The following is a 12,553-nucleotide window of genomic DNA, read 5'->3' on the forward strand; positions in this document are numbered from 1 at the left end:
CGACATCGACGACCATCGAAATCAGCGACGACAAGTAACGGGCCGCGCGACGGTCGACCAAACAATGAAAAACACACTGATTGCATTCGCGATTGCCATCTGCACCATGACGTTCGCATCGTTCGCGAGTGCGAGCGGCACCATCGAGCTCGCGGTCGGCGCGCAACGGCAGATTTCGGCCGGCCGCACGCTGCAGCGCGTCGCGGTCGGCGATCCGGCGATCGCCGACGTGCTGATCATGAAGGGCAGCCGCTCGGGTTCCGTGCTGCTGACCGCGAAGGCGCCTGGCGCGACGAACGTGATGCTGTGGGAGCGAGGTCACGACGAACCGACGGTCTGGAATGTCGCAGTCGTCGACGCGGCAGCGCAAGCGGTGCTCGATGGCTCCACGCCGCGCGTGAATGCATATGGCGGCACGGCGGTGCTGCAGGGATCGTCGGCGTCGCTCGATGGGCATGCGCGCGCAGCTGCGGTCGGCAAGAACATGAGCGGGAAGGGCGTCGTGATCGACCGTTCGACGGTCACCGGCAAGAATGTCGTACAGGTCGACGTCCGGGTTGTCGAATTCAGCCGCTCGGTGCTCAAGCAGGTCGGGTTCAATTTCTTCAAGCAGAGCAACGGCTTCTCGTTCGGATCGTTTGCGCCGGGCGGCGTGCAGTCTTATGGCGGCGGGGCGGGCCCCGGTACCGCGGGTTACATTCCGACGCTCGGGTCACCCGTTGCGTCCGCGTTCAACCTGGTCGTCAATGCTGCCGGACGCGGCATCTTTGCCGATCTGTCACTGCTCGAGGCGAACAATCTCGCGCGCGTGCTGGCGGAGCCGACGCTGGTCGCGCTGTCGGGGCAGAGCGCGAGCTTCCTTGCGGGCGGCGAGATTCCGGTGCCGTCCCCGCAAGGGCTCGGTTCGACCGCGATCCAGTGGAAGCAATACGGCGTCGGGCTTTCGCTGACGCCGACGGTTCTGAGCCCCAGCCGGATCGCGCTGAAGGTCGCACCGGAGTCGAGTCAGCTTGACTTCGTGAACAGCGTGACGGTCAGCGGCGTCGCGGTGCCCGGCATCACGACGCGCCGCGCGGACACGACCGTCGAACTCGGCGACGGCGAGAGCTTCGTGATCGGCGGCCTGATCGATCGTCAGACGATTTCGAACGTGAGCAAGGTGCCGTTGCTGGGCGATCTGCCGATCATCGGCACGTTCTTCAAGAATCTGAGCTATCAGCAGAACGACAAGGAACTGCTGATCATCGTGACGCCGCATCTCGTCGCGCCAATCGCGAAGGGTGCGGTGCTGCCTGCTACGCCGGGTGAGCTGTCCGAACAGCGCAACGGGCCGGTATGGCAGTCGTATCTGGGCGGTGCTGCGTCGCCGGACGCTGCACCGGGTTTTTCGAAATGAGTGCGAAGCATCGCGTGTTGCGGTGCTTCGGCACGCCTTGCGTAACCGGGGGTGTTCAGCATGAACGCGCGAATCCAATCATTGTGTGAACCCGCCGTGACCGACTATTTCGTTTGTGCATCTCAACAGGACGCGCATGTCCGCTGGCTGGCCGATACGCTCGTGTCGGCCGGTGCGGTCGAGGCCGCATCGCTCGAACCGGGCGTGCTTGCACAGCGCATCACGGGCCTCAATCCGGCGCTCGTCTTCATCGATTTCTCGGATGGCAGCACGGCAGCGAGCATCGCCGCCGCCGCAGTTCGCGCCACGCATCCGGGATTGCCGATCGTCGCGCTCGGATCGCTCGCGCAGCCGGAGAGCACGCTTGCCGCATTGCGCGCCGGCGTTCGCGATTTCATCGACGTGTCGGCACCGGCCGAGGAGGCGTTGCGCACGACGCGCGGGCTGCTTGCGAACGTCGCCGAGTCGACGAGCCGCCACGGCAAGCTCGTCGCGTTGCTTGGTGCGCGCGCCGGCATGGGCGTGAGCACGCTCGCGGCGAATCTCGCCGTCTGGTTGCAGAAGCGTGCGGCAAGCCCGGGGGCGGGCGGCGTGTCGAATGGCGGCACACCGGCCGGCCGCCAGACCGCGCTCGTCGACCTGGGGCTGCCGGCAGGCGATGGCGCGCTGTTCCTGAATACGCGCTGCGAATTCCATTTCATCGACGCGGTTCACAACCTGCGCCGCATCGACCGGACCTTCGTGAATACCGCGCTGACCCGGCATGAGAGCGGCGTCGCATTGACGACGCTGCCAGCCGATCTCGGCGGGCTGCGCGACGTCTCGTACGCGTCGTGTGCCGGTTTGCTGAACCGGTTTCGCGCATTCTTCGATCAGCAGGTCGTCGATCTCGGCGGCTTTTCGAACCGCGAGTTCGTCGCTCAGATCACGAACTCGGCCGACGAAGCGTGGCTCGTCTGCGATCAGGGCGTCGCGTCGATCGTGTCGGCGGCCGATCTGCTTACCGGGCTGCGCGATGCGGGCGTCGATACCGATCGCGTACGGCTCGTCGTCAACCAGTACGACCCTGCACTCGACCTGACGCCCGCGCAGATCGCCGAGCGCCTCGGTCTGTCGCTGGTCGGCACCTTGCCGTCGCGTCGCGTCGCGATCGGCCATGCGGCGAACCAGGGCCGGCTCATCGTCGATATCGCGGAGCGCGACCCGTACGTGCGCGCGCTCGAGTCGCTCGCCGCGCGGCTGCCAGGCGTGTCGGCCAGATCGGCCACCCCGCGTTCCGCATCCGGCCTGTCCGCGCTGAAGCGTTTCATTCAACCCTCGTCCAAGCGGTCGTAAGCGATGGCACACGACATTCAATTCGCCGACGGCGCAGCGCCGTTTTCCCAGACGCAGCAATTCCACGACATCAAGAATGCCGCGCACGAGCACTTGCTGACGCGCATCGAAGAACTGGGCGCCGAGTTCGGCCGTTGGTCCCGCCAGGCGATCAACCAGTTCGTCGATCTCGAGATCGACAGCTTCGTGCGTCTGCGCCGCATTCCGCTCAACGAGAACGAGGTGCGTGCGATCGCCGAGGCGCTGACGAAGGAGCTCGCGGGCTTCGGGCCGATCGAGGACCTGCTCGCGGACCCGGCTGTCGAAGACATCCTGATCAACGGCTACAACGACGTGTACGTATCGCGTCACGGGATCCTCGCGAAGTTGCCGGTGCGCTTCACCGACAACGCGCACCTGTTGCGGATCGTGCGACGCATCCTCGCGCCGATCGGCCGCCGTCTCGACGAGTCGAACCCGATGGTCGATGCGCGGCTGCCCGATGGCGGCCGCGTGAACGTCGTGATCGAGCCGCTGTCGATCGACGGCCCGGTCGTATCGATCCGGAAATTCCGCAAGGATCCGCTGAAGCCGTCGGACCTGCTCGCCAACGGGACCTTCAACGAAGAGATCAACACGCTGCTCCAGGCGGCGGTCGAGGCGCGCTGCAACATTCTCGTGTCGGGCGGGACGAGTTCCGGCAAGACGTCGCTGCTCAACGCGCTGGCGTTCCACATTCCCGAGATCGAGCGTGTCGTGACGATCGAGGATACGGCGGAACTGTCGCTGAACCACCCGCACGTCGTGCGGCTCGAGAGCCGGCCGGGCGGCTTCGACGGCACCGGCGTCGTGTCGATTCGCGACCTGCTGCGCAATACGCTGCGGATGCGCCCGGACCGGATCATCGTCGGCGAAGTGCGCGGCGGCGAAGTGCTGGAAATGCTGCAGGCGATGAACACGGGTCACGACGGCTCGATGGGCACCGTGCATGCGAGTTCGCCGCGCGAATGCCTGTACCGTCTCGAGATGCTGGCGGGCTTCGCGGGCTTCCAGGGGACCGAGTCGAGCCTGCGCCGGCAGATCGCGAACGCGATCGACTTCATCGTGCAGATCGGGCGCCTGTCGAACGGGCGGCGGCGGATCCTGTCGATCACCGAAGTGACCGGGCTATCCGACAACATCATCGCAACGCAGGAGCTTTACCGCTACGAAGCGCGCGTGACGCCGGAGGGCGACGAGGTCGACCACTGGGAAACGCTGGGCATTCATCCGCATTCGCCGAAGCTTGCGCGCTTCCGTCAGACGCTGACGAGCGGCGGATTCGGCGACGGCGGGTTTGGCGGCGGCTTCGGCGGTGGCGGGTTCGGCCGCGGCGGCGGGGGCTTCAATGTATAGCGCGATGGTGTGGGTGCTGGCGTGCGCGATGCTGTGCGTCGCGGCGGCGATGATGCTGTGGCGTCACGCTGAGACCCGGCGCGTGCGGACCGACGCGAAGCGTTTTATCGACAGCCGGCTCGAACCCGGCGCACGTGCCGGTGCCGCTGCGCAGCCGGCGCGGCAGTCCGCGGCCGGTGCTGCGCGTGCCGTGCCGCAACCGGGCGCGGCACGGAATGCATCGTCCGACGCATTCTGGGCGCACTGGTATGCGACGGCATCCGAGTATCTGACGAACCTCGCGAGTCGCGCCGGGATCGAGGATGCGCGGGGCAAGACGCTCGTCGCACTCGTCGTGCTGGTTGTTGTCGCGGCATTCGCGGGCAGTCGCGGTGGCGCGCTGGCGTGCTTCGCGGCGCTCGCGTGCGGCAGCTCGATGCTCGGCGTCTGGCTCGCGTCGCGAATTCAGCGGCGCAGGCTGAAGATCGTCCGGCAGATCCCGTCGTTCCTCGACGGGATCGTGCGTCTGGTGACGCTCGGCAACAGCGTGCCGGCGGCATTCCAGTCCGCGCTGCTGACGACCGAGGAGCCGCTTCGCGCTTGTCTCGACCACGTGTCGCGGATGCTGCGCGGCGGTGTCGAAATCGATCGCGCAATGGTACACATCGCGAAGATCTATCGAACCGAGGAGTTCGAACTTGTCGGCTCCGTGTTGCGTTTGTCGGTCAAGTATGGCGGCCGCGCGGACGTGATGCTCGAACGCATGGCCGTGTTCATGCGCGATCTCGAACAGGCGGAACGCGAGTTGACCGCGATGTCGGCCGAGACACGGTTGTCGGCGTTTGTGCTCGTGATGTTGCCGATCGCGATCGGCAGCTTTATCGTCGTCAACAATCCGAAATATCTGCACGGCATGTGGAACGATCCGGGTGGACGGACGCTTCTCATGTTCGCGTTCCTGTTGCAATTGGCCGGCAGTGTCTGGCTGTATCGAATGGCCCGGCTCAGGTGATGCTATGACGGCGACTCAGATCGGAGCGATTGCCCTGGCGAGCGGCGCACTCGGCGTGCTGCTGTTCGGCATGATCGCGTTGTTGCGCGCGAGTGCCGCGACGCGTGCCGAGCGCGCGCTTGTCGATGCGCTGAACCGGCGGATGGCTGCGCTCGAGGCAGCGAAAGCGCGGAGCGCGCCGGATGGCGATGCGCCTGCGAAGCCGGACGTGCGCGGCAGGCAGCGTGTCGAACGTTTTCTCGACCGGCTGTCGGCGGCGGGCGTGCGCTGGCTCGATACCGGGCTCGGCAAATACGTTGTCGCGGAGGAGGATCGCCGCCTGCTCGAGCAATGCGGTTATGTCGACGCGCGCACGCGCGGGTTGTTCCTGAGCGCACGCGTCGCGTGCGGGATCGGGCTGCCGCTGCTGTTCGCGATCGTCGCGAGCGGGCGCATGAAGGGCGGTATCTGGATGATCGGCATGTTCGCCGCGTTCGGGCTCGGCTTCATGTTGCCGAAGCTCTACGTGCAGCGCCGTGCGGCGGCGCGGCGGCAGAGCGTGGTCGACGAATTGCCGTTGTTCGTCGACATGCTGCGCTTGCTGCAAGGCGTCGGCTTGTCGCTCGATCAGAGCCTGCAGGTCGTGACGAACGATTTTCGCGGGATGATGCCGGTACTGTCGTCGGAGATGGGGATTGCGCAGCGGCAGTTCGCGGCGGGCCGGACGCGCGAACAGTCGTTGCAGCGGCTATCCGGCGGATTCGACAATGAGGATTTGCGCGCGATCGTGCGATTGATGGTCCAGGTCGACAAGCATGGCGGCGCGGTGCAGGAGCCGCTCAGGCAGTTCGGCGACCGGTTGCGCGAGACACGTCGTGCGATGCTGCGCGAACGGATCGGCCGGTTGACCGTGAAGATGACCGGCGTGATGGTGCTGACATTGCTGCCCGCATTGCTGATCGTGACGGCCGGGCCGGGCTTGTTGGCGGTGACGCACGCGCTGTCGTCGCGTCATTGACGGTGGAAGGAAAGACGATGAAGCGGATCAGCGAAATGGCAGTGCAGGCGGGCGTGGCGGCAGCGGTGGTGCTGCTCGGCGCGTGCGCAACCAAGGAAAACGGGTACGGCGTCAACGCGCAGACCGAGCGCGCGTCGCTGATGCAGGCGGCCGATCAGAAGCAGTCCGTCCCGGATACACCGGGGATGTATCTGGGCCTGATCCAGCGGATGCAGTCGCAGGGCCTCTACTTTGCGTCGCTCGCGCACATCGACTCATACGACAAGACATATGGAGCGATCCCGGAGTCGGTCCTGTTGCGCGCGGACGCATTGCGCATGACTGACCAGCCGGCCGCGAGTGCGGCCGCCTACACGCAGTTGCTGAAAACGCCGCTTGCCGCGCGAGGCTATCGCGGGCTCGGATTGATCGCGGGCGCGGCAGGCGATTTCGATCGTGCGGCGCAGGTGCTTGCGCAGGCGTCGGATCTTGCGCCGACCGATGCGTCGCTGCTGTCCGATCTCGCGTACGCGAAGCTGCGCAGCGGCGACGTCGTCGGTGCGCGGGTACCGCTGATGAAGGCGGCCGAACTGGATCAGCGCAATCCCAAGATCGTCAGCAACCTCGCCCTTTATCTGATTGCGGCGGGGCGCCCGCAGGATGCGCAACGATTGATGAACCAGCAGCATCTGCCGGCGGATATCCGCAAGGACATCAATGGCGACGCCGCGAAGATTGTCGCGGCGGTGCGTGCGCAGCAGCGCGCGGTTGCGACGCCGCCGGTGGTGTCGCGCCGTGCCGCCACGGCCCCGATTACACCGATGGCGAACAATTTCGGCTACGACCAGACCGTGCCGCTGTTGCAGCGCTTTGCACAATGAACAGACATCCGGGGAACGACATGAACAACAAACATGATCGAAACATGCACGTCGGCCGGATCGCGGCGCTGGGTGCGATCGTCTTGCTGGTAGCGGGCTCGACGGTCGCATACGCGCAAGATGTTGACGCACCGCGCGCATCCGACGTCGAGCGCTCCACGAAGGAATGGCTCGCAATGCAGCGCGACAATCGCGCGGCGGCGCCAACGCAGCCGATGCTCGGAGAGGTTGCGACGCTCGTCTATCAGCGCTATCTCGACTCGTTCAAGAACAAGATTCCGGACACGATGAATTCGCAGCTCGGTTCTGCCGGCGGCACGTCGGGTGGCTGGCAAGGTGCGCAGCAGTAGGCGAGGCGGCGATGCGCACAGATCAATCACATGTGGCTCGGCGGCGCAGAGCCGGCTGCTCACGCAGACGTCACCTGCGCGGCGGCGCTGCGATCATGGTGACGATCTTCCTGGCGATAGCGGTCATCGTGCTGGGTGCGACCGATATCGGCCGCTATTATGCCGAACGACGCCATATGCAGGCGGCCGCCGATTCGGCCGCGCTTTCCGCTGTTACGCAGGTTGCCAGCGACGCCACTTGCGCCGCAGCGACGACGGCGGTCAATCAAGTCACGAACGTGCCGGCGAGCCTGCTATCGGGGAAACCGTCCGCTACCGTGACCTGCGGCATCTGGACCGCGCCGCAAACCAGCGGCGGTAGCGCACAGTTCACCCGCACGTCGGGCGCACCGCTGCCCGCGAACAATCAATGTGCCGGCTTGTCGGGCGGAGTCGTCAGCAACGGTCAATCGGTCAACGCCGTGTGCGTTACCGTTTCCGAACCCGTGACCGGGCTCTTTATCAATGGAGTAACGATCAGCGCGTCGGCGATTGCCAAGAGTGTGCCGACCGATACCTTTACGCTGAGCACGTCGCTTGCGGCGCTGAACGGTGGACTGGCCAACCAGTTGCTTCAGGTGTTGACGGGCTCGCCCAATACGCTGAGTCTGCAGGCCGTCGACTATCAGGGGCTCGCTCAGGTCAACCTGAAGCTGGGCGGCATTCTCGCCAATCTGCCGGTCGGCTCAAGCACGTCCGTGCTGAACGGCACCGTCACGCTTGGCCAACTGGCCAACGCTGCGGTGCAGGCGGCGACGCAGCAGAATCTGGTCGGGGCGAACCTGAACGTGCTGAATGCGCTCGTCGTGGCGCTTTGCTCGAACAGCATCTGTGGTGGGCCGCAGATCGCGCTTGGCCAGCTGGTTTCCGCGGCAACCGCTACGGGAAGCTCCGCCGTCAATGCCAGCGTCAATGCGCTCGGATTGTTGTCGACGGCGTTGCAGATCGCAAACGGTACGAATTCGGTCAGCATTCCCAGCATCTCGGTTCAGACGCCGACCGCGCTCGCGCCGCTGCTGAATGCGACCGTGTCGGGTTCCGTGAAGCTCGCCGGGACGCCGCCGGCCACCGCGAGCGGCCCGCCCGGCCCGACGAGTTGCGGGACCTCCAATTGCACGACCAACACGTCGACCGCGCAAGGGAACGTGTTCCTCAATACTTCGATCTCGCTGCTGTCGACGTGCTCCACCGGCGGGCTGGTCTATCCGGGAGGCAGTTGCCCGTCGGGTAGTCCGACGCCGCTTGCTGCCGTTCAATTGCCGATCACCGCGTATGTGGCGCCGGCGAAGGCCGGCCTGGCGTCCGTTACCTGTACCGCGGACGGCACGAAGACCGCACAGGTGAATGTGCAAACCGGGGTGGCTGCCGTGTACATCGGCGGTTCGGCGAATATGCCGATCAACCTCAACGCGCCGTCCGGATATATGCCCGACAGCAGCGCAACCCCGATCACGCTCGCGTCCGTCAGCCTGCAGAGTCTGCTCGACCTGCTGAGCCTTGGTACCGTGACGAACTTGCTCGATGCCGTGACGTTTGGGCTCATCAACCTGAATCAGATCTCGGTCAACATCAACATACAGCCCGGGCAGGTGACGATTCCTGTCGCCAATCAAGATCCGTCACCGTTGACGTTTACGTATCCTGGAGCCGGGTCGTCCGGTTCGCAGAATCCGGGGCCGCCGTACATGCGGAATACGGCAACAGATCAGTTCCTTGCGCCCGCCGTGCAAGGTATATCGAACAGTGGTCTGTCGTTCTCGTTGTCGGCGAGCGGTGGCCTGGCAAGGGTGCTGGCCGGCATCCTGACGCCTCTGCTGAATATCCTGACCGGGCCGCTGTTGAGCGCGCTCGGAAGCACGCTCGTTCCGCTGCTCCTGCAACCGATCGATTCGCTCCTGACCTCGGTCACGGGCCTGCTCGGCCTGAGCCTGGGGAACGCCTATGTCACGAACACACCGGACTCGATCAGATGCGGCAATCCCATGCTTGTTCAATGAATGCCTGAACGTTCCGTTATCGAAGCAGGCGGCGTCGCTGCCACCCGCAACCGGTCACTGACCTGCAATGCCGAGCCACTCGTCAATTACTGAAGCCGCACCCGAATCATGAGAACCACGCCCGCAATCGAAGAGCTCGACCTGTACGTCTGGGAAGGCAAGGCGGACATCGTCGACCGTGTCGCCCGTTGCATGGCGAGCTTCGACGTCGAAGTGATCCGTGCCGACAACGCGGAGATCTCGCCCGAGCGCGCCGCGTTGCGGCCGTCGCTGGCGATCATCAGCGTATCGATGATCGAAACCGGCGCGGCGTTCCTGCGCGACTGGCAGGCCAACATCGGCATGCCGGTCGTCTGGGTCGGCGCGGCGCGCGACCACGACTCGTCGCAGTATCCGCCCGAGTATTCGCATATCCTGCCGCTCGACTTCACGTGCGCCGAGTTGCGCGGCATGATCGGCAAGCTCGTCACGCAACTGCGCGCGCACGCGGCCGAAACGTTGCAGCCGTCCGAACTCGTCGCGCACTCGGAATCGATGCAGGCGCTGCTGCACGAAGTCGATACGTTCGCCGACTGCGACACCAACGTGCTGCTGCACGGCGAAACCGGCGTCGGCAAGGAGCGCATCGCGCAACTGCTGCACGAAAAGCATTCGCGCTACCGGCACGGCGAATTCGTGCCGGTGAACTGCGGCGCGATTCCCGACGGCCTGTTCGAATCGCTGTTCTTCGGCCATGCGAAAGGATCGTTCACGGGCGCGGTTGTTGCGCATAAAGGGTATTTCGAGCAGGCGGCGGGCGGCACGCTGTTCCTCGACGAAGTCGGCGATCTGCCGCTGTATCAGCAGGTCAAGCTGCTGCGCGTGCTCGAGGACGGCGCGGTGCTGCGTGTCGGTGCGGCGACGTCGGTCAAGGTCGATTTCCGCCTGGTCGCGGCGAGCAACAAGAAGCTGCCGCAGCTCGTGAAGGACGGCCTGTTCCGTGCCGATCTCTACTACCGGCTCGCGGTGATCGAGCTGAGCATTCCGTCGCTGGAGGAGCGCGGCGCAGTCGACAAGATCGCGCTGTTCAAGTCGTTCGTCGCACAGATTGTCGGCGAGGACCGGCTCGCCGAGTTGTCCGATTTGCCGTACTGGCTGACGGATTCGGTCGCGGACAGCTATTTCCCCGGCAACGTGCGCGAATTGCGCAACCTCGCGGAGCGGGTCGGCGTGACGGTGCGGCAGACGGGCGGGTGGGATGCCGCACGGCTGCAGCGGCTGATTGCGCACGCGCGCAACTCGGCACAGCCGGTGCCGGCGGAGAGTGCGGCCGAGGTCTTCGTCGATCGCAGCAAGTGGGACATGAACGAGCGCAACCGCGTCATCGCGGCGCTCGACGCAAACGGCTGGCGGCGTCAGGACACGGCGCAGCAGCTCGGCATCAGCCGCAAGGTATTGTGGGAAAAAATGCGCAAGTATCAGATCTTCGACGAAGAGCCCGAGACACGCGAAAGCGAATAATTAATGAGATAAAATCGCGCTGAATTACAACGACACGGGCGGGAATAAAAACTTCATGAGCCATATGACGGGGTTGGGGCGGGCATGCGTGTTGCTCGCCGTGGTGGGAGGCATGCAGGGCGCTTGCGCGCAGGGGCTGGCCGGCAGCGATTCGCCGGCGGTGCAGCAGGCGTCGGCGCCGGTGGCTGCGATTCCGGTGATCGATTCGCAGGTCCAGACCTCGGTGCAGCCGCAGGCGGGCGAGACAACCGGGCCGAGCACGGTCGACGAGCTGCAGCGCCAGATCCAGGCGCACACGCTGACGGAAATGCGTACGAGCTACAACGGCAGCTACGGTGCGAGCCTGCTGTTCAACGTGAAGGACGGTGCGTACTTCGTCGCGCTGTTCCAGCAGAAGGCGTTCTGGCGCGTGATCAAGACTTTCGACGAAACGCGCGCGGAAGCGATCTATCGCGATTTCTCGCGCCAGGCGGAGCGGCTGGCCGTCAACGAATTGCGGGCGACGAAGCTGGAAGCGCAGAAGGCGCAAATGGACAAGCAGATCGAAGTCACGCAGAACCGCGCGCGGCGTCTGCAGGCCGATATCTCGATCGCACGCCAGCAGCAGGCAGCGGTCGCGGACCGCCAGAAGAGCGTACGCAGCGAGACGGCCGCGTTGCAGGCGCAACAGGCCGAACTCCAGTCGCAACTGCGCGCGTTGCAGCAGCAGGTGCGTTCGCTGCAGCGCGAGGCCGACGCGGGCCTGCCGACGGCGGCGCACTGAACTGAGAGTGGCAGTGCGGCGACATGCCGCGCCGGCCGCACAAGAAAGAAGGGCAAGCCGGTTGGCTTGCCCTTTTGTTTTACTGGCCGTCCGGCACGATGCGCCGGCGGCGCGTGACGATCACCGGCCCGTTGCCGCCGCGTGCATCCGACGGCGATGTGTTGCCGGATGCGTCGCCGGTGTCGCGCGGCGCGCCGTAGCTTTCGCGCGGTTCACGGGGTTCGCGCGGTGCGCCGTAGCCTTCGCGCGGTTCGCGCGAGCCGTAACCCTCGCGCGGCTCGCGGGAGCCATAGCCTTCACGCGGTTCGCGGGAACCGTAGCCGCCGCCGTCGCCACGCGATTCGCGCGGGCCGCCGTGCGAGCCGTACGGGCTGTGACCGCCGCCTTCACGGCCGCCGGGGCGCCCGCCGGTGCGCGGCCCGCGGGGGCCGCCGCCGCCCGGGCGCGCGCCGCCCGTGTCGAGCTGGATCGTGGAAATCGCACGCTTGTAGATGCCTTGCAGACCCACGGGGGTGCGCAGCATCACCAGATACTGGTCGAACGACTCGATACACCCCGTCAGACGAATGCCGTTGACGAGATAGATTTCAACGCGCTTACGTTCCTTGCGCGCCGAATTGATGAAGTCGTTTTGCGGATGGGATTCTGCGGGATTGGCCATTGAGGTGCGGCAGGAGCCTGCGTCAGAGAATATGTTGTGCGTGTGTGTGACGTGTTCGTCCACAAGGCGTTTGGCGGAATTCTACCCTGTTCGATGGGGAAGCGCGCAGTCGTGATTGTGTCGAACCGTAACCCACTATAGACGTTCCAGCGCATTTTCGCGATTCGGCCGAACGGCCAAAGCTGTTTCGTTACGTCGCGTTACGATTCTCGCAGCGCCGTATCACCTGGGTGCGCGCACTGCGCCTACATTACTCGCGCGAGCCGGATGGGCCGGCATATCAGGGATCC

General features: G+C 65.3%; 11 protein-coding genes. 10 read left to right on the top strand and 1 reads right to left on the bottom strand.

Annotated features, from left to right (window positions below):
• Positions 1-64 precede the first annotated feature (64 nt).
• From LXM88_RS12790 to LXM88_RS12835, 10 genes are all read left to right on the top strand, one after another.
• A complete protein-coding gene (locus LXM88_RS12790) occupies positions 65-1,396 on the top strand; it encodes a type II and III secretion system protein family protein (RefSeq protein ID WP_262542667.1) in 1,332 nt (443 codons plus the stop codon).
• Positions 1,397-1,456: 60 nt separating this feature from the next.
• Positions 1,457-2,731, top strand: coding sequence for a fimbrial protein (locus LXM88_RS12795; protein WP_262542668.1), 1,275 nt, complete (start codon positions 1,457-1,459; stop codon positions 2,729-2,731).
• Between the two features lie 3 nt (positions 2,732-2,734).
• Complete coding sequence (locus tag LXM88_RS12800) at positions 2,735-4,105, top strand: CpaF family protein (protein WP_262542669.1); 1,371 nt, start codon at positions 2,735-2,737, stop codon at positions 4,103-4,105.
• A complete protein-coding gene (locus LXM88_RS12805) occupies positions 4,098-5,096 on the top strand; it encodes a type II secretion system F family protein (RefSeq protein WP_262542670.1) in 999 nt (332 codons plus the stop codon). The genes LXM88_RS12800 and LXM88_RS12805 overlap by 8 nt, the downstream gene beginning before the upstream one ends.
• Before the next feature lie 4 nt (positions 5,097-5,100).
• Entirely contained in the window at positions 5,101-6,093 is a 993-nt protein-coding gene (locus tag LXM88_RS12810; RefSeq protein ID WP_262542671.1) for a type II secretion system F family protein, read from the top strand.
• Positions 6,094-6,110: 17 nt separating this feature from the next.
• Entirely contained in the window at positions 6,111-6,953 is an 843-nt protein-coding gene (locus LXM88_RS12815; protein WP_262542672.1) for a tetratricopeptide repeat protein, read from the top strand.
• Positions 6,954-6,973: 20 nt separating this feature from the next.
• Positions 6,974-7,303, top strand: coding sequence for a DUF3613 domain-containing protein (locus tag LXM88_RS12820; protein WP_262542674.1), 330 nt, complete (start codon positions 6,974-6,976; stop codon positions 7,301-7,303).
• A 95-nt stretch (positions 7,304-7,398) separates the two neighbouring features.
• Positions 7,399-9,339, top strand: coding sequence for a pilus assembly protein TadG-related protein (locus LXM88_RS12825; RefSeq protein ID WP_262542675.1), 1,941 nt, complete (start codon positions 7,399-7,401; stop codon positions 9,337-9,339).
• A 108-nt stretch (positions 9,340-9,447) separates the two neighbouring features.
• The gene (locus LXM88_RS12830) at positions 9,448-10,839 is read left to right on the top strand and encodes a sigma 54-interacting transcriptional regulator (protein ID WP_262542676.1); all 1,392 of its coding nucleotides are present in this window, start codon (positions 9,448-9,450) and stop codon (positions 10,837-10,839) included.
• Between the two features lie 55 nt (positions 10,840-10,894).
• Positions 10,895-11,602, top strand: a complete 708-nt coding sequence (locus tag LXM88_RS12835) for a DUF2968 domain-containing protein (protein WP_262542677.1) — start codon at positions 10,895-10,897, stop codon at positions 11,600-11,602.
• A gap of 79 nt (positions 11,603-11,681) precedes the next feature.
• Here the strand turns inward: LXM88_RS12835 and hfq are convergent, their stop codons facing one another.
• Positions 11,682-12,263: an RNA chaperone Hfq gene (gene hfq, locus LXM88_RS12840; RefSeq protein ID WP_047900548.1), complete on the bottom strand. Its 582-nt coding sequence runs from the start codon at positions 12,261-12,263 to the stop codon at positions 11,682-11,684.
• Between the last annotated feature and the right edge of the window lie 290 nt (positions 12,264-12,553).

It is taken from the genome of Burkholderia sp. S-53 (assembly GCF_025560745.1).
Lineage (GTDB): Bacteria > Pseudomonadota > Gammaproteobacteria > Burkholderiales > Burkholderiaceae > Burkholderia > Burkholderia pyrrocinia.